This window comes from Erysipelothrix larvae, assembly GCF_001545095.1.
GTDB classification, from domain to species: Bacteria; Bacillota_I; Bacilli_A; order Erysipelotrichales; family Erysipelotrichaceae; genus Erysipelothrix; species Erysipelothrix larvae.
Map to the genome: position 1 here is coordinate 729,821 of NZ_CP013213.1, position 24,690 is coordinate 754,510.

At 40.3% G+C, this 24,690-nt stretch carries 19 protein-coding genes, 3 tRNA genes and 3 rRNA genes; 19 read left to right on the plus strand and 6 right to left on the minus strand.

The genetic code is table 11. From position 1 onward, the window contains the following. Positions 1–63: 63 nt before the first annotated feature. The 3 genes from AOC36_RS03320 to AOC36_RS12320 form a co-directional block, all read right to left on the minus strand. Entirely contained in the window at positions 64–669 is a 606-nt protein-coding gene (locus AOC36_RS03320; protein WP_067631451.1) for a non-canonical purine NTP pyrophosphatase, read from the minus strand. 409 nt (positions 670–1,078) lie between these two features. Further along, a complete protein-coding gene (locus tag AOC36_RS12315; RefSeq protein WP_198401201.1) occupies positions 1,079–1,315 on the minus strand; it encodes an NAD(P)-dependent oxidoreductase in 237 nt (78 codons plus the stop codon). 70 nt (positions 1,316–1,385) lie between these two features. Then, positions 1,386–1,544: an NAD(P)-dependent oxidoreductase gene (locus tag AOC36_RS12320; RefSeq protein ID WP_198401202.1), complete on the minus strand. Its 159-nt coding sequence runs from the start codon at positions 1,542–1,544 to the stop codon at positions 1,386–1,388. Between the two features lie 145 nt (positions 1,545–1,689). On the opposite strand from AOC36_RS12320, the gene AOC36_RS03330 reads away from it, so the two are divergent. Beyond that, on the plus strand, positions 1,690–2,019 hold the full coding sequence (locus tag AOC36_RS03330) for a winged helix-turn-helix transcriptional regulator (RefSeq protein WP_067631453.1): 330 nt from the start codon (positions 1,690–1,692) through the stop codon (positions 2,017–2,019). 111 nt (positions 2,020–2,130) lie between these two features. On the opposite strand, the gene AOC36_RS03335 is transcribed toward AOC36_RS03330, so the two are convergent. The 3 genes from AOC36_RS03335 to AOC36_RS03345 form a co-directional block, all read right to left on the minus strand. Further along, positions 2,131–2,204: transfer RNA gene (locus AOC36_RS03335), tRNA-Gly, on the minus strand. Between the two features lie 5 nt (positions 2,205–2,209). Further along, a tRNA-Asp gene (locus AOC36_RS03340) sits at positions 2,210–2,285 on the minus strand. A gap of 26 nt (positions 2,286–2,311) precedes the next feature. Beyond that, positions 2,312–2,402, minus strand: a tRNA-Ser gene (locus AOC36_RS03345). 500 nt (positions 2,403–2,902) lie between these two features. Between AOC36_RS03345 and AOC36_RS03350 the strand changes: the two genes are divergently transcribed. The 18 genes from AOC36_RS03350 (at position 2,903) to AOC36_RS03435 (ending at position 24,628) form a co-directional block, all read left to right on the plus strand. Continuing rightward, positions 2,903–4,306 carry an ISL3 family transposase gene (locus AOC36_RS03350; RefSeq protein ID WP_078055020.1) on the plus strand — a complete coding sequence of 468 codons (1,404 nt, stop codon included), beginning with the start codon at positions 2,903–2,905 and terminating at the stop codon, positions 4,304–4,306. A 117-nt stretch (positions 4,307–4,423) separates the two neighbouring features. Beyond that, on the plus strand, positions 4,424–5,554 hold the full coding sequence (gene ytvI, locus AOC36_RS03355) for a sporulation integral membrane protein YtvI (RefSeq protein ID WP_067631454.1): 1,131 nt from the start codon (positions 4,424–4,426) through the stop codon (positions 5,552–5,554). Positions 5,555–5,841: 287 nt separating this feature from the next. Then, on the plus strand, positions 5,842–6,255 hold the full coding sequence (gene rpsL, locus AOC36_RS03360) for a 30S ribosomal protein S12 (RefSeq protein ID WP_067631455.1): 414 nt from the start codon (positions 5,842–5,844) through the stop codon (positions 6,253–6,255). 27 nt (positions 6,256–6,282) lie between these two features. Next, positions 6,283–6,753 (plus strand): 30S ribosomal protein S7, encoded by a 471-nt coding sequence (gene rpsG, locus AOC36_RS03365; RefSeq protein ID WP_067631457.1) that lies wholly within the window; start codon positions 6,283–6,285, stop codon positions 6,751–6,753. A gap of 30 nt (positions 6,754–6,783) precedes the next feature. Then, positions 6,784–8,856, plus strand: a complete 2,073-nt coding sequence (gene fusA, locus AOC36_RS03370; protein WP_067631458.1) for an elongation factor G — start codon at positions 6,784–6,786, stop codon at positions 8,854–8,856. An 89-nt stretch (positions 8,857–8,945) separates the two neighbouring features. Then, complete coding sequence (gene tuf / locus AOC36_RS03375; protein WP_067631459.1) at positions 8,946–10,130, plus strand: elongation factor Tu; 1,185 nt, start codon at positions 8,946–8,948, stop codon at positions 10,128–10,130. A 139-nt stretch (positions 10,131–10,269) separates the two neighbouring features. Next, entirely contained in the window at positions 10,270–11,499 is a 1,230-nt protein-coding gene (locus tag AOC36_RS03380) for an immunoglobulin-like domain-containing protein (protein WP_067631460.1), read from the plus strand. A gap of 412 nt (positions 11,500–11,911) precedes the next feature. Further along, positions 11,912–13,454 (plus strand): 16S ribosomal RNA (locus AOC36_RS03385). A 273-nt stretch (positions 13,455–13,727) separates the two neighbouring features. Then, positions 13,728–16,634, plus strand: a 23S ribosomal RNA gene (locus tag AOC36_RS03390). Positions 16,635–16,730: 96 nt separating this feature from the next. After that, positions 16,731–16,844 (plus strand): 5S ribosomal RNA (gene rrf / locus AOC36_RS03395). The 16S, 23S and 5S rRNA genes sit together here, the layout of an rRNA operon. Before the next feature lie 96 nt (positions 16,845–16,940). Further along, positions 16,941–17,357, plus strand: coding sequence for a tRNA (adenosine(37)-N6)-threonylcarbamoyltransferase complex ATPase subunit type 1 TsaE (tsaE, locus tag AOC36_RS03400; protein WP_067631461.1), 417 nt, complete (start codon positions 16,941–16,943; stop codon positions 17,355–17,357). Continuing rightward, positions 17,354–17,914 carry a tRNA (adenosine(37)-N6)-threonylcarbamoyltransferase complex dimerization subunit type 1 TsaB gene (tsaB, locus tag AOC36_RS03405; protein ID WP_067631462.1) on the plus strand — a complete coding sequence of 187 codons (561 nt, stop codon included), beginning with the start codon at positions 17,354–17,356 and terminating at the stop codon, positions 17,912–17,914. The genes tsaE and tsaB overlap by 4 nt, the downstream gene beginning before the upstream one ends. A gap of 8 nt (positions 17,915–17,922) precedes the next feature. Next, entirely contained in the window at positions 17,923–18,348 is a 426-nt protein-coding gene (locus AOC36_RS03410) for a GNAT family N-acetyltransferase (protein ID WP_198401203.1), read from the plus strand. Continuing rightward, positions 18,342–19,334, plus strand: a complete 993-nt coding sequence (gene tsaD / locus AOC36_RS03415; RefSeq protein WP_067631464.1) for a tRNA (adenosine(37)-N6)-threonylcarbamoyltransferase complex transferase subunit TsaD — start codon at positions 18,342–18,344, stop codon at positions 19,332–19,334. Before AOC36_RS03410 ends, tsaD begins: the two co-directional genes overlap by 7 nt. A gap of 69 nt (positions 19,335–19,403) precedes the next feature. Further along, a complete protein-coding gene (locus AOC36_RS03420) occupies positions 19,404–20,033 on the plus strand; it encodes a redox-sensing transcriptional repressor Rex (RefSeq protein ID WP_067631465.1) in 630 nt (209 codons plus the stop codon). Between the two features lie 20 nt (positions 20,034–20,053). Then, positions 20,054–21,436, plus strand: a complete 1,383-nt coding sequence (asnS, locus tag AOC36_RS03425) for an asparagine--tRNA ligase (RefSeq protein ID WP_067631466.1) — start codon at positions 20,054–20,056, stop codon at positions 21,434–21,436. Positions 21,437–21,452: 16 nt separating this feature from the next. Beyond that, positions 21,453–22,775, plus strand: a complete 1,323-nt coding sequence (locus AOC36_RS03430; protein ID WP_067631468.1) for an N-acetylmuramoyl-L-alanine amidase CwlD — start codon at positions 21,453–21,455, stop codon at positions 22,773–22,775. After that, positions 22,775–24,628, plus strand: coding sequence for an ABC-F family ATP-binding cassette domain-containing protein (locus AOC36_RS03435; protein ID WP_067631469.1), 1,854 nt, complete (start codon positions 22,775–22,777; stop codon positions 24,626–24,628). The genes AOC36_RS03430 and AOC36_RS03435 overlap by 1 nt, the downstream gene beginning before the upstream one ends. Positions 24,629–24,690: the final 62 nt, after the last annotated feature.

Genomic DNA, 24,690 nt, shown 5'->3' on the forward strand with positions numbered 1-24,690 from the left:
AACCTTGACGGTTGTCTTTTTGATACTTGTTGGGTAAATAAAAAGTGCTTGATAAGCACGTATTTATAAGCGTTGAATTGATTGAATCATAAAATCAAACAATTCTTTTTGTTCGACATCCATCGAAAGCATCTCTTCTTCATCAGAAAGCTCTGATTTAAACTTATTGAATTCAGGGATCATTTGAATGGAGGCAAGGGGATACCCCTCATCAATAATCGGACTTCTTTGATTCGTGAAACAACGCGGTGTTTTTTTCTCAAATGTAAGCAGTGTCTCACCATACGACAAGGCAACTCCCTTTAAAAAATATCCGAATAGTTTTCCATCGGATCCGTATTGATTTACAAGACCAATATAGTGTTCAATCATTTCTTCGTCATTCAGATAGCGACCATGGACTCTTCTTACATGCGTATTGGGTTGAAGCATATCCGGAAGGGTATCAAAGAATAAGCCATCATCTAAAGAAATTGTAGGATACTGACTTGCTTTAGCATAAGTCTTAGCTTTTATGATTGCATTTTCCAGGGGAGTTTTCCCTGTTTCTTCAACATCAATACTTAATCCTATATCCGATAAGGTCAGAATATCAACACCATATTCTTTGAGTTTATGAGCATAATAGCGTATTTTCGCCTTATTCGTTGTTGCAAATAATATTTTCATCCCTTACATCCTCTTCCTTACAAAACGTATTATAACATAGACATAAAAGGCTTTAAATAAATGAAACCAGTTAAAAATACTGTACATGTGATTGTGAGTCAGATAATGGAAGCCTTCTTAATAATATAGAAGCAAGATAAGTAATCTCTATATTAAAAAACTGTGCATATCAGTTAGGTAATCAAGGGATGTTCCCATGAAAAAAGGAGAATTCAGGTTCTCGTCTTTAAAGATGGGTAATGCCTAAACACTCACTACACTAAATCGTTTTCCAATATAGTGCCCATTTTCTGCATCATCAACCATCGCAATTGCATAGTCTGCATAACTAATGTGAGAGTCACCACTTTTACTTAAAGTAAGTTGATCTTGCCCGAGTTTATAAGAACCAGTTCTAAGTCCGTCAGGTTTAAAAATCGGCGGCTGGGCTTAAGAAGGTCCACTGTACATCAGTTCTGGTTTTAAGATGTTCCAATGCTTCACCCTGTGCATTTGCAAATGGCATAAATGCTTCTGGGAAATCCGGTGTATCCTTTAGTAATATCGTATGATCTGGATCTACAAAAAGACTGCCAGCCCCGCCTACTATAAGTAAACGATTGTCATGGCTGCTTAATATATTGCAAAGGTGGTCCACTGAACTCACATGCAGTGGAATTGTTTCTTGAGTCCATGCTCCAAATGCATCGACAATGACATCAAATGATTTGATATCTTCATAGGGTTAAATCAAATAAGTCTTTCTTGAGTAAGACAGTACCTTTGGCTGCTTGTCCCTGTCTAATAATTGATGTGACATCATGTCCTCGAGATACCGCTTCTTGAACAATTAACGATCCCGCTTTCCCATTTGCTCCAATAACTCCAATTCTCATTTTTAATTCACTCCTTTTGTGAGAGACTTCTATATTTTGTTCTCTAAACTTATAACATACTCATTAGTATCATTTGTATAGTAGGCACTCTAAAGTGCTATAGGCGCTATATTGAAACCATTGGTTTATTAAAGGAGATTAAAATATGATTGACCTAAAAGACCTTCCAGATTGTCCAGTAGAAACATCGCTACTTTTAATGGGCGATCGATGGAAACTGTTGATAGTAAGAGAATTACTCTTGGGAACAAAACGATTTGGTGAACTGAAAAAGTCACTCAATGGTATTTCTCAAAAAGTCTTGACGCAACATCTTCGAGCCATGGAAGAAAGTGGACTTGTAAATCGAAAAGTTTATGCTGAAGTACCCCCACGTGTGGAGTATTCTCTTACAGAAACGGGGTATAGTTTGAAATCAGTCCATGATGTACTTTGGGAATGGGGACTTCATTATAAAACAACGTTAAACGATTAATAACTTAAAGGTGTGCAAATCCCACACCTTTACCTATATAAAAAAAAGAGCCTGAGCTCTTATCGTATTTATAAATGTACTTAATGTTTCCATTGAAGTAAGTGAATTTCTTGGAGCGAGTGAGGGGAATCGAACCCCCGTCTCAACCATGGCAAGGTCGTGTGCTACCATTGTACCACACTCGCATAAATGGCGGTCTAGACGGGACTCGAACCCGCGATCTCCTGCGTGACAGGCAGGCATGTTAACCACTACACCACTAGACCATGTTTTAATACGAAGCAAATTAGAATGGCGGAGATGGGGAGATTTGAACTCCCGCGCCAGTCACCCGGCCTATACCCTTAGCAGGGGCACCTCTTCAGCCACTTGAGTACATCTCCAACGTTGTTTCGCCACTTTTTTTAGCGCTATTACATACTACCATAAGAACTGACTTGAATCAATACTTTTTTACACATTTTTTAAATAATGTTTAGGACTGAAGGTTCATACTTATGGGGGTAAAAAGCAAGCAGCTTTTTTTCAAAAAATGAAGTGCATCAAGCTTTAGGAGAAGGTTCTTCCGTTGCTTTGCTTATCTATTTAAACATAGTCAGAGATATAAAGCAAGATGAAATCTCAAAAAAAATAATTTTGTAATGTGAAAAGTTAAGTTCCACTTTTGAAACACTAATAATACTAGGAGATTGATTTAAATTTATTGATGCGATCAACTCAAAATGTATCGAGTTTATGTGTGAAAGTATCTCATATAATGGGTCAATCACTTTTTATGTGGGATTGCCTGTGAATGACATTTGTAAAATAATAACAACTTGAATGAAAAAAGACCTTACTGTAGAATTTATTTTGCAGAATAAACAAACAGGAAGGTCCATACATGAATTATACACAGACACTAACCCAATCACAAGAACTATGTTTAAATCATTTCTTAATCCCTAATACACTCCGTGGATTTCATAACACCAACACCACAATCGAAACAACAAGATCCCAAAGAGATGCTTATTGCATGCATGGTATTTTAGAAGTTCAAGAAACAGATAAAGTATGCAGCGGTTGTGGTAAGGTGATGCATATAAACAATCGTAAACCGTGCACACTAAGGCATTTAAGTATTGGTGCAACACTGATGCATGTTCGTTTTGATAGACCCCAATTCTATTGTGTTTCTTGTAGGAATTCAAAGATGCAGAGTGTACCGTTTAAGGCTGAAAACCACTTTATTACTATTGAACTTGAAAACTATACAAGAGACCTACTCAGTATTGGAACATATACCCTCAAGCAAGTCGCTGAGATTACAGGATTAGGGAAAAACACTGTTAAAGCCATCGACCTCAAACGCTTGAAAGAACTCTATACAATTGATGGCGAGGTACTAAAGAAACCAGAGGACTACACACGATACCTAGGCATTGATGAGTTTAAACTCCATGATGGACATAAGTATGCAACCCATATTATCGATATGGAAACGGGTCACATTTTATGGATTGCACACGGAAAGAAGAAGCAAGTCGTCTATGATTTTATAGAGCATGTTGGCCTAAAGTGGATGGATCACGTTGAAGCTGTTGCATGCGATATGAACTCAAATTACCAAGAAGCGTTTGAAGAAAAATGCGAACACATCCAAGTTGTATTTGATCATTTTCATATCATCAAAAACTTTAATGATAAGGTCATCAACGAGGTTCGCAAGGATGAGCAAAATCGTTTGAAGAATGAAGGGAATATAGAGGCTGCTGCGGCACTTAAGAAGACAAGATACATCTTAATGTCATCACGAGAAACGCTCATTAGAAAAGACAATGAAGCCAGAAATGGAAAGATTATCAAGGAAGGCAGTTCTTTATTTAATATACCCAACATTACGCGTAAAGAAGGTCATGAAGTACGTTACGATGAACTATTGAAAGAGAATGCATTAATCTTCACACTGGATGTGGTAAAAGAGAAATTGCGCTACGCATACACCCTTAATGATGAGAGTAAAATGGCAGATGAAATCAGTTCAATTGTCGAAATCTGTCAAGCTACAAAAAACAAACACTTTCAATGGTTTGGACGACTCTTAGACAATCACTTTGAAGGAATCATCGCTCATGCAACTATTAAGATTTCTGCGGGTAAAATAGAAGGTATCAATAATAAAATCAAGACTCTACGAAGACAAGGTTATGGTTACCCTGATGATGAATACTTCTTCTTAAAGTTAATTGATGCAAGTAGGAAAACCTATGTTAGGAATGTGCCATCCCACAAGATTTGTGATTGAACCCATATAATTATGGGAATCAATATCTTTGATTTAAAACTATTTACATTGACCCATTAATCATGTAGTGTATTGGTTGTATAATACAGTATTTTAATTAGATAGGGGGCGTCATTCGTGACCGTTCGAAACAAAAAAGAGTTTCTTATTAATATTGCCTATGCAGCTGTAATGCTGTCTATTACGTATGGTTTATTTAGATTTGCGACTGGATACTTGTTACCATTTATATTTGGGTTTTTGATTGCATCATTGGTAAAACCACTCGTTTCATATACAAAACGTGCATTTGGTAATCGGAAGTTATTGGCCATCGGTGTTGTTGTTGTATTCTATATCTTAATCGCGCTAGTGTTATTTTGGTTAGCCCTACGGTTTATCGCTTATGTTCAAGTTATGGTTCCAGTAATTGAGAGTTTTTATGAAAAAACGCTTTCGCCTGTGTTTACATCACTTGCGCAAAGTGCAGAACAATGGATTACACAACTTGATCCAACAATGGCAAATATCGTTGATACTGCATTAACAGAAATGAATCAAGCTGTAATCTCAGTGGCGAAGTCATTGTCAGGTGTTATCGTTACATGGATTACGGGACTTGTGACATCAATTCCAAACTTATTTATTGGATTATTAATCACAATTATCTCATCATTCTTCTTTACACTGGATTACTCAAACATTGTAGATACGTGTTTGAATGTACTCTCTCCAAAAACGAAACAATTGGTACTCGATGTGGGACAATTGTTCTCAGTACTTATTGGGAAGTATATTAAGTCATATACAATTATTATTTTTATTACGTTTACTGAACTCGCAATCGGATTTTCAATTCTAAGAATTCCAAATGCAATTATGCTTGCGGGTATTATCGCAATTGTAGATATATTACCGGTGCTTGGTACGGGTACAATTCTTATTCCGTGGGGTATTTATTCGCTGATTACAGGGAACGTATCTTTAGGGGTTGGATTAGTTGTAATCTACGCTGTGATTACGATTATAAGAAATATCCTTGAACCAAAAGTAATTGGAGACCAAATTGGACTTCATCCGATTGCTACCTTGATTTCGATTTTTGTTGGGTTGAAGCTCTTTGGCTTTTGGGGACTATTTGGTGTTCCAATCTTTGTAACCATAGTTGTGACACTTCATAAAGAAGGTAAAATTGACTTCTTCAAATTCTTTGGATTTAGAGGTGCGGGTAGCGAAGAATATCAAGAACAAGAGATTGCCAGCGAATAATTTTGATTGTATTTGATTAAGGATTAACATAGAATGGCTCGAATAAATCGAGCCTTTATTGTATCACAGCAAAAATCAATGATCTGCGCTTTTTCGCTTGCACTATTATCGGGTCGTGCTTGAATGAAATAATTATGAAAACACTTGACTTTTGGGGTCGTTGTGGTAGTATTAAATAGCTTATGAATATCAAAGGGTTTCTTATGCGTAAGAAGCCTATATATTGTGAGTGGTTCGGCACACATGGAACTGTGTGCATAAATATACAAAATGGAAGGAGAAATTTAATGCCAACAATTAATCAATTGGTGCAAAAAGGAAGATCAAAACGAGTATACAAATCGAAATCTCCAGCTCTTGGTCGTTCATTGAACACTATCAAACGTGAATACACAGAAACAAATAGCCCACAAAAACGTGGTGTTTGTACTCGTGTTGGAACAATGACACCTAAGAAACCTAACTCTGCGTTACGTAAATATGCGCGTGTTCGTTTGAGCAACGGTATGGAAGTTACTGCTTATATCCCTGGGATTGGGCACAACTTACAAGAGCACAGTGTTGTTATGATTCGTGGTGGACGTGTTAAGGACTTACCTGGGGTACGTTACCATATTATTCGTGGTACTTTAGACTGCGCTGGTGTAAACAACCGCCGTCAAAGTCGTTCTTTATACGGAACTAAGAAACCACGCGACTAATTTAACAAGAGTGAAAGGAGACTAATTATGCCAAGAAAAGGAGCGGTTCCAAAACGCGATGTTGTTGCGGATCCAATTTACAACTCTAAATTGGTTACACGTTTAATAAACAAAGTCATGATTGACGGGAAAAAAGGTGTAGCGCAAGCAATTTTATACAACGCTTTTGAAATCATTGAAGAAAAAACTGGACGCCAACCTATGGAAGTGTTTGAACAAGCTTTAGAAAATGTTTTACCATTACTAGAACTTAAAGCACGCCGTGTAGGTGGGTCAAACTTACAAATCCCAGTAGAAGTAACACAAGAACGTCGTTTGACACTTGGACTTCGCTGGATCGTTCAATACTCACGTTCACGTAGTGAAAAGACTATGGAACAACGTTTAGCGAACGAAATTATCGACGCATCTAACGGAACAGGTGCTTCTGTTAAGAAACGCGACGATGTACATAAGATGGCTGAAGCGAACCGTGCGTTTGCTCACTATCGCTGGTAATATTAACAAGACGAAAGGGGTGTATGAACTATGTCACGTGAATTTTCTTTGAATATGATGCGTAATATTGGTATCATGGCGCACATTGATGCTGGAAAAACAACAACGACAGAGCGTATCTTGTATTATACGGGACGTACACATAAGATTGGAGAAACTCACGACGGTGCTGCTACCATGGACTGGATGGCACAAGAGCAAGAACGTGGGATTACAATCACTTCAGCTGCTACAACAGCTGCATGGAATGACCACCGAATTAATATCATTGATACTCCGGGTCACGTTGACTTTACAGTTGAGGTTGAACGCTCACTTCGTGTACTAGATGGCGCAGTTGCTGTTCTAGATGCGAAATCAGGTGTTGAACCACAAACAGAAACAGTTTGGAGACAAGCTACAAAATACGGAGTTCCTCGTATCGTATTCGTTAATAAAATGGATGCTACAGGAGCTGACTTCTTTATGTCAGCTGAATCAATCCGTACACGTCTTGGTGCTAAATCCGCACCAATTCAACTTCCAATTGGTGTTGAAGATCACTTCGATGGTCTTATTGACATCATTGAGGAAAAAGCACATCTATTTACTGATGTGACACAAAAATCAGATGATATCGTAGATATTCCTGCTGAATACTTGGATCAAGTAGCTGAAGCACGTGAATTACTCTTCGACTTCATCGCAGAATATGATGAAGATTTCATGATGAAAATCCTTGAAGGAGAAACACCTTCTATTGAAGAAGTTAAAGCGACATTACGTAAAGCCGTAATTAGCGGTGATTTCTTCCCAGTGCTTTGTGGAGCAGCTTACAAGAATAAAGGAGTTATCGCAATGCTTGATGCAGTTGTTGATTACCTTCCTTCACCTCTTGATATTCCTGCAATCCAAGGAACACTACTCGATGGTGAAACACCGGCAGAACGTCATGCAAATGATGATGAGCCATTCTCAGCACTAGCATTTAAGGTAATGACTGACCCATTTGTGGGACGTCTAACTTACTTCCGTGTATATTCAGGATTTATCGGTTCAGGTTCCGCTGTGTATAACTCAGTGAAACAAAAACGCGAACGTATGGGACGTATCATGCAAATGCATGCGAACCACCGTCAAGAAATCGACACAGTTTACGCTGGTGAAATTGCAGCTGCAGTTGGTCTTAAGGAAACATCAACAGGTGATACATTGTGTGAAGAAAAGAACGCAATTATCCTTGAATCAATGGTATTCCCTGAACCAGTTATCAACGTTGCAATCGAACCTAAATCAAAAGGTGACCAAGATAAGATGGCAATTGCGCTTTCTAAACTTGCTGAAGAAGATCCTACGTTCAAGACTTATACAGACGAAGAAACAGGACAAACTATCATTGCAGGTATGGGTGAGTTGCACTTAGACATCCTTGTTGACCGTATGAAGCGTGAATTCAAGGTTGAAGCAAACGTTGGTGCTCCACAAGTAGCATACCGTGAAACAATCCGCAAAGCAGCTGATTGTGAAGGTAAGTTTATCCGCCAATCTGGTGGACGTGGACAATATGGTCACGTTTGGATCAAGTTTGAACCAAATCCAGGTAAAGGATTCGAATTTATCGATGCAGTTGTTGGGGGAACCGTTCCTCGTGAATATGTTAAACCAACAGGTGAAGGTGTTAAAGCCGCATTAGATAACGGTCTATTGGCTGGATATCCAGCAATCGATATTAAAGCTACATTATTTGATGGATCATCTCACGATGTCGATTCAAGTGAAATGGCATATAAGGTTGCTGCAAGTATTGCGTTTAAAGAAGCTGCGAAGAAATGTGATCCAGTAATCCTTGAACCAATCATGCTTGTTGAAGTTACTGCTCCAGAAGAGTACTTAGGTGCTGTTATGGGAGATATCTCTTCACGTCGTGGACAAATCCGTGATCAAGAAGAGCGTGGAAATGCAATTTCTGTTAAAGCATTCGTACCACTTTCAGAAATGTCAGGGTACACTACAGACCTTCGTTCATTCACACAAGGTCGTGGACAATCATCAATGCAATTTGATCACTACGATGAAGTGCCTAAGAGCATTGCTGAAACAATTCAAAAACGTAAACGCAATTAATTAAGTCTTTAAATTGACTGTTGATTTTAATTGTAGTTTAATCTAAAATAGATATTGAATAAAATTCAATTTAGGAGGACATACATTTTATGGCTAAAGTAAAATTTGACCGTTCCAAACCACACGTTAACATTGGTACATTGGGACACGTTGACCACGGGAAAACAACTCTAACTGCTGCAATTACTTCTGTATTAGCTAAAGCAGGTGGTGCTGAAAAATTTGCATATGATCAAATCGATAAAGCTCCAGAAGAAAAAGAACGTGGAATCACAATCAGTACTTCACACGTTGAGTACGAAACAGAAAAACGTCACTACGCACACGTTGACTGCCCAGGGCACGCTGACTACGTTAAAAACATGATCACAGGTGCTGCACAAATGGACGGTGCTATCTTAGTAGTTGCTGCTACAGATGGTCCTATGCCTCAAACACGTGAGCACATCTTGCTTGCGCGTCAATTAGGTGTTCCATACTTCGTAGTATTCTTGAACAAATGCGATATGGTTGATGATGAAGAATTAATCGACTTAGTAGAAATGGAAATCCGCGAACTATTGACTGACAATGGTTATGACGGAGATTCAGCTCCAGTAATCCGCGGTTCAGCGCTTAAAGCTCTTGAAGGCGATGCTGCATGGGAAGAAAAAATTACTGAATTAATGGCTGCTGTTGATGAGTTTGTTCCTGAACCAGCTCGTGAAACTGACAAACCATTCTTAATGTCAGTAGAAGACGTATTCACAATCTCAGGTCGTGGTACAGTTGCTACTGGACGTGTTGAACGTGGAGAATTGAAACTTAACGAAGAAGTTGAAGTTATCGGTATCCGCCCAACTCGTAAAACTGTTGTTACAGGAATCGAAATGTTCCACAAGATGTTAGACTCAGCTATGGCTGGTGATAACGTTGGTGCGCTTCTACGTGGTGTAAACCGTGAAGAAATCGAACGTGGACAAGTTCTTGCTAAACCAGGATCAGTGACACCTCATACTAACTTCCGTGCTCAAGTGTATATCTTGACTAAAGAAGAAGGTGGACGTCATACTCCTTTCGTTGAGAACTACCGTCCTCAATTCTACTTCCGTACAACTGACGTTACAGGAACTATTAAACTACCTGAAGGTGTTGAAATGGTTATGCCTGGTGACAACGTTGAAATGGTTGTTGAATTAGGAGCTCCAATTGCTGTTGAACAAGGTACAACATTCTCTATCCGTGAAGGTGGACGTACTGTTGGTGCTGGTAACGTAACAGAAATTATTAAGTAATTTAAATTAAGACTGCTGATCGATTGATTGGCAGTTTTTTTGATTCTAATCACACTCCCTTAGTACGCATGATAAATTAAGTGATAAATCAACTTAAATTAGATATGCTTATTATATGAGAAAAAGGGGAGGGCATCATATGCTAACACGAATGAGCAGAACAAAAATAATCGGGATTATCGTGACCGTGTGTCTTGTGGTTGTGGGTACTAGCTACTTGGTCATGAATCAAATTGAAAATCAAAAGCTACAAAGAATCCAAGAAACTTTAGAACAAGAACAACATCGTCTATCAAATGTTTCGCTAAATGTGGTGAATGATACTTTAGAATATGGGGTGTCTTATCAATTGAAAGACTTGATTGATGTTGATGTTGAAGATGATATTAAGGTGTTGTACATCCTGAATAAAGAGTTAATCAAACCTGAATCAGAAGTTTCCTTTTCAAAAATAGGTGAACAGAACTTAAGTGTGCGATTATCGTTAAATGAATCCAATGCAGAAAAAGAAGTAATCTTTAATGTTATGGATACAGTACATCCCGTAATTAGTGGTGTAAAAGATCTTGAAGTAACTCAAGGTGAGACAATTGACTATAAACAAGACGTCCATGCAAACGATCGTGTTGATGGTGATTTAGAAGTAGTCTTCACTGGAGATGTTGATTTAAACAAACCAGGCTCTTATGTCGTTGATGTGAGTGCAGTTGATAAAAACGGAAACGAAGCGAAAGATCAGTTTACTGTAGTCGTAAAGGAAAAGGAAGTTGTTGAGGTAGCAAATAAAGTGCCTTCGACTGGATCCAATTCAGCAGGTACAAACCGTACAAATCAAAATACAACACCATCTTCATCACAACGCATAACCCGTTCTTACTTTAGTGAAAAGAGTGGACGGTATGAAGAGAACGTCGCTGCTTTAGAAAAAGCATTGGAAATTATTGGGCAACAAGGGTGGTCTACGAATACTGATAAATTTGAAATGGCTAAAACAATCAATGGTTTTGTCTATACTTACATTATCAATGGATATCCTGAAAGATATTGGACTGCCTATACCGGATTAGTTGATCGCGGTGGTTCTTGCTGGGCATACGCTCATGCATTATTGTTTTTGACCCAAGAGATGGGAATAGACACTAAAACAGTAGCGGTCCGATTTGATACGCTTGAAGGTGGAACCTTTGATTTATATGGTCCTAAGTCGGATGAAGTCGTTGGAATGATGGCTCGTGCATCAGATCATATGGCTGTCCAATATGTATATGGAGGCGTTACCTATATTTTTGAACCTCAAATAGGTGTCGTCTTAACTGAAAAAAATGGTAAAGTTTACCTTATCGATGATTATGACGCAAAGTTTGAGTGAGTGACTCATGAGAACTACTCACTTGAATCACTAAAAATGACCTCGTGTCATTTTTTTAAGATAATAACACTCTAGGACAACCTGTTCAGCTATAAAATATTTAAGAATCTATTGAAAAAATTGTTATGCAAATGCAATAAAATCAATCAATAACAGACTATTGAGTAGCTTTTACTCCATACCTTACTTGAATAAAAAATAATTTTATGCATTTTAGGAAAAAATGGTATTTAATTGGTTGACTTTTGTAGTGTTTAGGGTTAATATATATAAGCACCGAACAAATCGGATGCAGAAGAATTTGGTCTTTGAAAACTGAACAAGAAACGTCAATTTCGAAATTAGAAATAAAGTAAAAAACAAACTGTCAGAGTTTGTGTTTATAAAAGATAAACAAAAAAAGAGAAAGAATCAAATGGAGAGTTTGATCCTGGCTCAGGATGAACGCTGGCGGCGTGCCTAATACATGCAAGTCGAACGAACGGACCTAGAAAACTTGTTTTTTAGAGAAGTTAGTGGCGAACGGGTGAGTAATACATAAACAACCTGCCCCAATGCCTGGGATAACAGTTGGAAACGACTGCTAATACCGGATAGGTTTAGATATGGCATCATATTTAAAGTAAAGATGGGATACATCACAATGGGATGGATTTATGGCGCATTAGTTAGTTGGTGAGGTAACGGCTCACCAAGACGATGATGCGTAGCCGGCCTGAGAGGGTGACCGGCCACACTGGGACTGAGACACGGCCCAGACTCCTACGGGAGGCAGCAGTAGGGAATTTTCGGCAATGGGGGAAACCCTGACCGAGCGACGCCGCGTGAGTGAAGAAGGCCTTCGGGTTGTAAAGCTCTGTTGTAAGGGAAGAAATGTACGGATAGGGAATGATCTGTGCTTGACGGTACCTTACCAGAAAGCCACGGCTAACTACGTGCCAGCAGCCGCGGTAATACGTAGGTGGCGAGCGTTATCCGGAATTATTGGGCGTAAAGGGAGCGTAGGCGGTTTATTAAGTTTAAGGTGAAAGTTCGGGGCTCAACCCCGTGACGCCTTAGAAACTGGTAGACTTGAGTACAGGAGAGGTGAGTGGAATTCCATGTGTAGCGGTAAAATGCGTAGATATATGGAGGAACACCAGTGGCGAAGGCGGCTCACTGGCCTGATACTGACGCTGAGGCTCGAAAGCGTGGGGAGCAAATAGGATTAGATACCCTAGTAGTCCACGCCGTAAACGATGGATACTAAGTGTTGGGAAGAATCTCAGTGCTGCAGTTAACGCAATAAGTATCCCGCCTGGGGAGTATGCGCGCAAGCGTAAAACTCAAAGGAATTGACGGGGGCCCGCACAAGCGGTGGAGTATGTGGTTTAATTCGACGCAACGCGAAGAACCTTACCAGGTCTTGACATACCGCGCAAAAGCACAGAGATGTGTAATAGTTATGGCGGATACAGGTGGTGCATGGTTGTCGTCAGCTCGTGTCGTGAGATGTTGGGTTAAGTCCCGCAACGAGCGCAACCCTTGTCTCTAGTTACCAGCATGTAAAGATGGGGACTCTAGAGAGACTGCCGGTGATAAACCGGAGGAAGGTGGGGATGACGTCAAATCATCATGCCCCTTATGATCTGGGCTACACACGTACTACAATGGCGTATACAAAGGGAAGCGAAGCAGTGATGTGGAGCGAATCTCATAAAGTACGTCTCAGTTCGGATTGGAGTCTGCAACTCGACTCCATGAAGTCGGAATCGCTAGTAATCGCGGATCAGCATGCCGCGGTGAATACGTTCTCGGGCCTTGTACACACCGCCCGTCAAACCATGGGAGTTGGTAATACCCGAAGCCAGTGGCCTAACCCGCAAGGGAGGGAGCTGTCGAAGGTAGGATCGATGACTGGGGTTAAGTCGTAACAAGGTATCCCTACCGGAAGGTGGGGATGGATCACCTCCTTTCTAAGGAGTATTAGAAAGACGTCGAAATTGGTACACACGTTTCTTGTTTAGTTTTGAGAGATCGAAGCGATCATCTCAGGATCTTTGAAAACTGAATAATAGAAGAGATTCAGATAGGTAAAAAAATGGATCTTTTTGGATAGTTGAAAAACTAAGAACACAAAGTCAAAGTTAAAAAGCAATTTAACAGTAACTTAAGCAAACAAACAAAGCGAACACATAAAAAAAACAAAGCGCAATCCAGTCTTATGCAGGCTGAGGTTGTAATGACGTGATTAAATATGGAAGGGCGTACGGTGGATGCCTAGGCACTAAGAGCTGATGAAGGACGCGACTAACAGCGAAATGCTTCGGGGAGTGGTACGTACACAATGATCCGGAGGTATCCGAATGGGGGAACCCAATACTGGTAGAGCAGTATTACAGTCAAATGAACACATAGTTTGATATGAGGCAACCTTGCGAATTGAAACATCTTAGTAGCAAGAGGAAAAGAAAATAAAGAATGATTCCCTGAGTAGTGGCGAGCGAAACGGGAAGAGCCCAAACCGACTTTAGGGTCGGGGTTGTAGGACCACGATATGGGATTGATTTGAGATAGAAGAATGGCATTGAAAGGCCAGCCGAAGAAGGTGCAAGCCCTGTATTTGAAATTGAGAATCACTCTAGTGGGATCCTGAGTACGGCGAGGCACGTGAAACCTTGTCGGAATCTGCCGGGACCACCCGGTAAGGCTAAATACTCCTTAGTGACCGATAGTGAACCAGTACCGTGAGGGAAAGGTGAAAAGAACCGCTGGCGCGGAGTGAAATAGAACCTGAAACCGTATGCTTACAAGAAGTCAGAGCCCGTTAAAGGGTGATGGCGTGCCTATTGCATAATGAACCGGCGAGTTACGATAGTGTGCGAGGTTAAGCTGAAGAGGCGGAGCCGAAGCGAAAGCGAGTCTGAATAGGGCGAAATAGTACAATGTCGTAGACCCGAAACGAAGTGATCTAGCCATGACCAGGTTGAAGTTTGGGTGAAACCAAATGGAGGACCGAACCGACCATCGTTGAAAAGCTGGCGGATGAGTTGTGGCTAGGGGTGAAAAGCCAATCGAACTTCGAGATAGCTGGTTCTCCCCGAAATAGCTTTAGGGCTAGCGTCAAGTGAATGCCATTGGAGGTAGAGCACTGAAAGTGTGATGGCCCCATCTAGGGGTACTGATCATTATCAAACTCCGAATGCCAATGGTTAATGCTTGGCAGTCAGTCTGTGGGTGATAATGTCCATAGACGAGAGGGAAACAGCCCAGATCGCCAGCTAAGGTCCCAAAATACATGCTAAGTGGAAAAGGATGTGGGGATGCACAGACAACTAGGAGGTTGGCTTAGAAGCAGCCACCCTTGAAAGAGTGCGTAACAGCTCACTAGTCGAGTGACCCTGCGCCGAAAATGTACCGGGGCTAAGCATGTTACCGAAGCTGCGAATTTATAGTAATATGAATGGTAGGGGAGCGTTCTATACAGCGTTGAAGGTGTACCGTAAGGAGCGCTGGAGCGTATAGAAGTGAGAATGCCGGTGTGAGTAGCGAAATGTCAGTGAGAATCTGACACACCGATTGCCTAAGGTTTCCAGGGGAAGGCTCGTCCTCCCTGGGTAAGTCGGGACCTAAGATGAGGCTGAAAAGCGTAGTCGATGGACAACGGGTTGATATTCCCGTACCCACAATACAAGTGAAGGAATGACAGAGAAGGCTAGATACAGCGCACGACTGGAAGAGTGCGTCCAAGCGAAGGAGCAGATGTGTAGGCAAATCCGCACATCAATGCAAAGGCGTGATGGGGAGTGAACCCGTGAGGAAGTAGCGAAGGTGTTGATGCCAGCTTTCAAGAAAAGTTTCTAGCGATAATTGTATGGTGGCCCGTACCAAAACCGACACAGGTGGGCAAGGAGAGAATCCTGAGGTGAGCGAGAGAACTGTTGCCAAGGAACTCGGCAAAATGACCCCGTAACTTAGGGAGAAGGGGTGCTCTATGAAGAGTAGAGCCGCAGTGAAGAGGCCCAAGCGACTGTTTAACTAAAACATAGCTCTCTGCAAAGCCGCAAGGCGAAGTATAGGGGGTGACGCCTGCCCGGTGCTGGAAGGTTAAGGGGATGTGTTAGGAGCAATCCGAAGCATTGAACTGAAGCCCCAGTGAACGGCGGCCGTAACTATAACGGTCCTAAGGTAGCGAAATTCCTTGTCGGGTAAGTTCCGACCCGCACGAAAGGCGTAACGATTTGGGCGCTGTCTCGGCAGCAGACTCGGTGAAATCTTAGTACCGGTGATAATGCCGGTTACCCGCAACTAGAAGGAAAGACCCCATGGAGCTTTACTGTAGCTTGATATTGAACTTTGAGCCTACATGTACAGGATAGGTGGGAGACTGTGAAGCGTGTACGCTAGTATACGTGGAGTCACAACTGGGATACCACTCTTGTATGTTTGAAGTTCTAACCGCGGTCCGTAATCCGGATCCGGGAACGTGTCAGGTAGGCAGTTTGACTGGGGCGGTCGCCTCCTAAAGAGTAACGGAGGCGCCCAAAGGTACACTCAGATTGGTCAGAAATCAATCGACGAGCGCAAAGGCAGAAGTGTGCTTGACTGCGAGACTTACAAGTCGAGCAGGGACGAAAGTCGGGCTTAGTGATCCGGCGGTTCCGCGTGGAAGGGCCGTCGCTTAACGGATAAAAGCTACCCTGGGGATAACAGGCTAATCTCGCCCAAGAGTTCATATCGACGGCGAGGTTTGGCACCTCGATGTCGGCTCATCGCATCCTGGAACTGAAGCCGGTTCCAAGGGTTGGGCTGTCCGCCCATTAAAGCGGTACGCGAGCTGGGTTCAGAACGTCGTGAGACAGTTCGGTCCCTATCTGTTGTGGGCGTAGGAAATTTGAGGAGCGCTGTCCCTAGTACGAGAGGACCGGGATGGACATACCGCTGGTGTACCAGTTGTTCTGCCAAGAGCACCGCTGGGTAGCTAAGTATGGAATGGATAAGCGCTGAAAGCATCTAAGCATGAAACCAACTCCAAGATGAGATTTCCCATTCGTAAGAAGTAAGATCCCTGAAAGACTATCAGGTTGATAGGTCAGAGGTGGAAGTGTAGCGATACATGGAGCTGACTGATACTAATAGATCGAGGTTTTAATCACAAACGTCTTATAAACAACAACACATCCGAAAGGATACAACGTCAACTTATCAATCGACTTTCTATTATTTAGTTTTGAGAGATTCTCTCAATTTGATCTGGTGATTCTAGCGAAGTGGTCACACCTGTTCCCATCCCGAACACAGTAGTTAAGCACTTTAGCGGCGACAATAGCTATGCCTGCCATAGTTAAGATAGCTCATTGCCAGTTAATCAAGGACCTTCACTTTGAGGGTTCTTTTTTTTATAGTTATCCGTTTGTTTAGTCTGTGAAGCTATGATATAATTTGGTACATGGAGATTGAATATGAAAGAATATATAACACATAATTTACAAGAGACAATTGAATTAGGAAAGGCATTTTCTTCAAGATTACATACAGGATGTGTCATAGCCTTAACGGGTGAGTTGGGTGTTGGGAAAACGGCCTTTACCAAAGGTATTGCTTTAGGATTGGATATTGAAGATACAATTTCAAGTCCGACATTTACACTTTTAAAAGAATATGAAGGACGATTAGACCTCAAGCATATCGATGCTTATCGACTTGAGAATGTTAATGCAGACAGTTTAGCCCTTTATGATCTCATGGATGACAATGCTGTTGTTGTGATTGAATGGAGCAATTTTATATCGGATGATATTGACTATGATTTTTTCGTATCGATTGAAGAAGTCGATGAAATAACGCGAAAGATTACATTAGAAGGGCGGAAATTATGATTACATTAATGATTGATACATCACATTCTATCTGTGCGGTTGGTATTGCAAAAGAGGGTGTGTTGATTGATTCAATTCAAGAGGTACTTAAAAAGAAACATTCTGAGCGTCTTGTGTGTGCAATTGATGAGCTGTTGAAGCGTAATAATGTTGATAAAGCATCAATTTCTGAAGTGTGTGTCACGGATGGACCGGGTAGTTATACCGGGATGCGTATTGGGTTAACATTTGCGAAGGTTCTTGCATTAACACTCAATGTTAATCTGTATACAGTCGATACATTGGCATCACTGGTAGGAAAAAAGGATGGCTTTGCTTTTATTGATGCACGATCTAAACGCGTATTTGGTGCGTATATTCATGCGGGTGTTGTTGATCAAGAACGAATCTATATGGTGGATGAGCTTCAAACCATTGCAGGTCCATTTTATGGCGACACACATTTACTTGAACAAGAAACACAGTATCTCAATATTTGTGAGAATATGCTTGAGTTAAGGGATACTTGGGCGTTGATATCCAATCCCGATGTATTAGTCCCACGGTATTTATCATGATTCGAGAAATGACTATTTCTGATTTGGAAGGGATTCAAATCCTTCAGGATGAAGAACTTAAATCAAATTGGAGTGAGACACTTTACAAACAAGAATTGTTGGATTTTAATACCATCGCATTTGTGTTAATTCTTGATGATCAACTTGTCGGTTTTGTTTTAGGAAAGATGCTTGTAGACAGTTCTGATCTTTATCAAATTGTGATATCTAAAAATGCTCAAGGAAAAGGATTAGGTACTCTGCTTTTACAAGCCTATTGGGATGAGGTTATCAAGCGTGGTGGGAATGCATCAATTCTTGAAGTCAATTCAAAGCACAAAGAAGTAATCGCATTTTATACGAAGTTTGGGTTTAAACAACTCTATATTCGTAGACACTATTACGGGCGTAATAGGGATGCAATCATTATGAAAAAAGAAGGTGACGTATGTTAATTTTAGCTATAGAATCAAGTTGTGATGAGACATCCGTTGCGATTGTTGAAGATGAAAATGTACTCAGCAATATTGTCGCAACGCAAATCGATGTTCACAAAGAGTTTGGTGGTGTATTTCCAGAAGTCGCATCACGCTTACACATCGAAAACATTAATTTTGTCATTAAGGAAGCACTTGTTAAATCAGAGAAGACCTTTGCTGATTTAGATGCAATTGCTGTCACTCAAGGCCCTGGATTAATTGGGTCTCTTCATGTGGGGATGATGGCAGCAAAAACACTTGCGTGGTCCCTTGATTTACCACTGATTCCTGTGCATCATATCGCAGGGCATATCTATGCCAACAAATTAGTGGGTTCTTTTGAGTACCCTTTGATGGCGCTGGTTGTATCGGGAGGCCATACTGAACTTGTCATGATGTATAATGATTATGAGTTTGAAGTGATTGGTAAAACTCAAGATGATGCAGTGGGTGAGGCATATGATAAAGTTGCGCGTCAATTAGGACTGGGTTATCCAGGGGGCCCAATTATTGATAAGCTTGCAAAACAAGGCCAACCACACTATACGTTACCCAATGTAAAGACAGAGAATCCTATAGATTTCTCATTTTCAGGATTAAAGTCTGCGGTTCGTCAGCTTATGTTAAGAGAAGCCCGTGAAGGACGTGAGCTTAACGTAAATGATGTTGCCTATGCTTTTCAACACAAGGCTGTAGAAACACTCATGAAACGAGTTAAGCATGCACTGAGCACTTATGATGTGAAGACGTTTGTCTTGGCTGGGGGTGTTGCAGCCAATGCCCATCTTCGTGAGAATGTAGAAGCACTTAAACAACAGGTTGGGGATATTAATATCTTAGTTCCCCCTCTTTGGGCGTGCATGGATCAAGCGGCTATGATTGGCATTGCAGCCTTTGATGCAGCGCGATTAAGACCCGCAGGAAGTTGTGATATTTCGTCATTTTCTAACATGACTTTGTGATTTTTTTCTATTTATCACATTTAAACCACTATAAGTTTGTGATATGATTACCATATGGTGGTGATGACAATGAATAGTAATAATAGATATGATGTTCCAAAAGCAACAATGCAACGATATCCAGTATATCTCAAAGCATTACGAAAATTACAAAGTATGGGCGTTGAAAGAATTCTTTCAAGAGAACTATCTTTATTTGTGGACATCGAATCTACAACAATCCGACGTGATTTTTCATTTATTGGATCACTTGGAAAACAAGGATATGGGTACGATGTAGAAACCCTTATTAATACATTCGATGAGTTACTGGGTGTCAGTTTTGATGAAAAAATTGTCCTAGTAGGAGCCGGTAACCTTGGCCGTGCAATTTTGAATTATAACCGTTGGAATCATGTTGTGGGAGAAATAGTGTGTGCATTTGATGTTGATCCAAATAAGCTTGGGGAAGTATCAGACATTCCAATTTATCACATGAGTGAGTTAGCATTACGCATGCCAGAGGGCTGTCGTATTGCCATTCTTACTGTTTCAAAAAATGTTCAAGAAACCGTTGATAAACTGGTTGAACATGGTGTTGTGGGGATTGTTGACTTTTCAAGTGAACACATTCAAGTACCAAAACATGTAATCGTAAAAACAGTAGATGTGGTGTCTACTATTCAGGAATTAATTTTCCAAACCAATAGTTTTAGGTAATCGTAAAAAAGGAGAGAGCTATGATTTCGTATATGACTGTACGTGAGTGCTATGACTTAATTTCATATGGCACAGACGTTGAAATAGATTCAATAGAATATGTTCAATTACAAGGATGGATCCGTACCAATCGTAAAGGTAAGAATGTTGGGTTCATCGAGTTGAATGATGGAACATACTTCAGAAATGCTCAGTGCGTATATGAATCATCACTTGAAGATGCTGATACAATAGCGAAGTATAACACAGGAACAGCTGTGACCATTACTGGGAAGTTCGTATTGACACCAGAAGGAAAACAACCTTTTGAGGTTGTACTGACTGAAGTCGTATTGGAAGGATCATGCAGTCCTGAATACCCACTTCAGAAGAAACGTCACTCATATGAGTATTTACGCGAGATTGCACATTTGCGTCCACGTACTAACTCATTTTTAGCGGTGTTTAGAGTTCGTTCAGTATTGTCTATGGCAATCCACGAGTTCTTCCAAAACCAAGGATTTGTCTATGTACACACACCAATCATTACAGGTAATGATGCAGAAGGTGCTGGGGAATCATTTACAGTTACAACGCGTAGCGATGATAAGTATGACAAAGACTTCTTTGGAAAACATGCGAATTTAACCGTATCAGGACAACTTCATGGTGAGGCGTTTGCACTTGCATTTAGAGATATATATACATTTGGACCAACCTTCAGAGCTGAAAACTCAAATACTCGGACACATGCCAGTGAATTCTGGATGATTGAACCAGAAATCGCGTTTGCAGATCTTGAAGATACGATGGTCTTAATTGAAGACATGGTTAAATATTGCATTGAATATGTATTAGAAAACGCACCAGAAGAAATGAAATTCTTCAATGAGCGTATTGATACATCACTCATGGAACGGCTTCAATCACTTTTAGTGTCAGACTTCAAACGGATGACGTATACAGAAGCCATTGAAATTCTTGAAGCAGTCAATGATCGCTTTGAAACTCAAGTTTCATGGGGTTCTGATTTACAAACTGAACATGAACGTTATTTATGTGAAACCGTTGTTAAGGGTCCAGTATTCTTAACAGATTATCCAGAAAATATCAAAGCATTTTATATGCGAGTAAATGAAGGCGGCAAAACAGTTGCTGCATGTGACCTTTTAGTCCCAGAAGTTGGCGAACTTGTTGGTGGGTCACAACGTGAAGAACGCTTGGACGTTTTAGAGGCTCGTATGGAGTCGATGGGCGTACACAAGGAATCTCTTGAATGGTATTTAGATTTACGTCGCTACGGCGGTGTAAAGCATGCAGGATTCGGGATTGGGTTTGAGCGTTTCTTAATGTACATTACTGCAATGGCAAATATTCGTGATGTTGTGCCATTTGCACGTACACCTAAAAACTTAGACTATTAACATAAGGAGTTGAGGAATGATGTATCGCCCCAACTATGTACCAAAGCAAAAGAAAAAGTTAAACTACAAAGTGGTTGTACCACTTGTAGTTCTTTTTGCTTTAGGCATGTATATCATTGTTGCGACTTTAATCAAAAATGAAACACCCCAAGAAACGGGGTATGCAATTTGTGGACTCAATGACTATGATTCTAGAAAACTCCTTGAAAAACGTCAAGAAGAAGTCTTAAAAAATATGGAGACCCTTCCAATGAATGATTATGGTGTCTACGGAGAGTCGTTAACTCTCTATCAAAACGCGTTCTCATTTAATACTGCAGACCCAATGATTGGAAGAACTGTAACCTTAACAAATCTCTGTAAGCCACAAGAGCAATTTACGTTCTTATTTGGTAGCAATCTTGATATGCGTATTCCACTGGATACATTGCCAGAAGGATTCTATGATGTCGATGTTTTAGCGGATTTAAAACACTATGCTTTAGTGTCGGATGCAACACTGACTGATACATTTTCAACCGTTGTTCGTGATGGTCTTGTTAATAATGCGACAATTCACGCTACCCAAGATCTCTTTGATATTGGTGAAGAAAAAGTTCTGAATAAAAACTATGTGTTTTTGGAAGTAAAATCAGCACAACCTGCTGAAGAAGAATACGATATCGTTCTGGATCCTGCAGGCGGTTCAATTCAATACAACGGGACATCTGACCCTGGAAATACCTATGGCGAGTTTATTGAACGTGATGAAATGTATACAGCAGCAGTTGAAATCAAAAGTATCTTAGAATCCCATGGATTGCGTGTATTAATTGCACGGGATAATATCACACCGGTCAATGTTTTTGGTGCAGGTGGGCGGATTTACGATGCCTATAATTTCAAGGCAAAATACTACATTCAACTTCAACTGGGAACCAGTGGTTCTTCGATGGATCGGGGAATGATGAGTCTATTCTCAAATCATGCATCCAATCGCTTATCAACCTCTATTGTAAACAGCTTACTACGCTCAACAAGCCTTCAAACAACACCTTACGATGATGGAGACAATATCAATGGTGTTTTCCGTACGAGCAGCTTGTCTGGGTTTGATTACAACGATGTAGTGAGAGAAACTGGCGGTAAGTTTACAGGATCTGGTTTATTGGATGAAGACTTTAGTGAACTACAGGGGTTTGCGAAAGATTTTCGTAATGGAATGTATGGCATCACACTTTTATATGGGTATCTCACCGATGGTGATGATTATCATGTGTGGTCAACTGAAAAAGATAAAATAATAGAAGCAACTGCACAAGGAATCCTTGATCAGTTGAATATTGGTGGAGAAAATTAATGATTGTACAAGTCAAAGACGCTGACAAAGCTTTTGGAGGTCAGGACGTCTTTAAGAATTTAAATCTAAGCATCAATGAGCGGGAAAAAGTCGCAATCATTGGTGCAAACGGTGTAGGTAAAACTACACTTTTTAAAGTCTTAAATGGTCAAGAAACACTTGACAAAGGAAATGTTTACTGGAATTCAAAATCAAAGGTGGGCTTTTTAGACCAAATTCACCTTGATCCAGATCCATTAACTGTTGAAGACTATATCCTTGAAGTGTTCAAAGATTTAATTGAAATGGAAGCACGACTTCAAACACTCGAACAAAATATGACCCAAGATTCGGATGAATCCATGATGGAAACCTACTCAAAACTCCAAACCGAGTTTTCAATGCGAGGGGGTTATACCTATCACTATGAAATTCGCTCATTTTTCACAAAGTTTGGCTTTGATGATGAAGACTTAAAGCGCGATATTCATACCTTTAGTGGTGGACAAATTACACGCCTTGCATTCATTCGACTCTTATTAAGCAAGCCTGATATTCTGTTTTTGGATGAACCTACAAACCATCTTGATATTTCAACAATCCAATGGCTTGAAGGCTACCTTTCAAATTATGAAGGGGCTGTTGTATTAATATCACACGACCGTTTATTCTTAGATCGCGTGTGTAAAGTAGTTATTGAGATTGAAGACATGGTTGCGACACGCTATGAAAGCAATTATTCAAATTACATTGAATTAAAAGAAAAAGCCATCGCAACACATAATGTTAAGTTCCAACAACAACAAAAAGAAATACAACGCTTAGAAGCCCTTATTGAGAAATTTCGCTATAAAAAGAATAAGGCAGCATTTGCGCAATCAAAAATGAAATACCTTGATCGCATGGATGTGATGGAGAAAAAAGAAGTTAAAAATAAGGAATTCAAAGCAGAGTTTTCACCCAATGTACGCGGTGGGAATGATGTCATGACCGTTGATAACTTCTCAGTGGGGTATGATAAACCACTGGTGACCTTATCCTTTGAATTCAAGCGTGGTAAACGGTATGCAATTGTCGGGGATAATGGAACAGGAAAATCAACACTTCTAAAATCAATTTCTGGCAAATTAGAACCTTTAGGTGGAGAGCTCCTATTGGGACATCAAATATCCATTGGATACTTTGACCAACAACTCCTTGATTTCTCAATGACAAATACCGTACTTGAAGAAGTTTGGGACACATACCCACAACTCACGCAAACAGAAGTGCGTCAAAGTTTGGGACGCTTCTTATTCAAAGGGGAAGATGTGTTCAAAAGTGTCGCGGTTTTATCGGGGGGTGAAAGAGTTCGTCTCAGTTTGGTTAAACTCATGTTAGCCCATGATAACCTGTTGATTCTTGATGAGCCAACCAACCACTTGGACATACCTGGAAAAGAAGCTTTAGAAAAATCACTGAAGAATTATGCGGGAACGATCCTCTTTGTATCTCATGATCGTTACTTTATCGAAACAATCGCGACCGACATTTTACGTATTAGTGATCACAAAATAGAGCATACACAAAAAAGTGACAAGACCTTTGAGGTCTCTACACCCAATGAATACCCTGAGAAAAAGGAAGAAAAGAAACAACAATACATCGATTTCAAACAACTTCAAAGGCGTATTAAGAAACTTGAAGAGGAGTTATTGGAACTTTCAGAGTCTTTAGAACTCCACCGTGAATTGCGATTTGATCCAGATTATTATCATGATCATAATAAAATGCAAGAACTCGATGCGACCATTGATGAGATCCATAATGATATTAAACAAAGAGAGCATGAGTGGACTGAACTGGTGGAAACAATGGAAGAAACGCAAAAATAGGATTGCTTGAAGCAGTCCTATTTTTTATGGTTTCAAAGCACCGTTTTTTTCAAAGAGGCTTT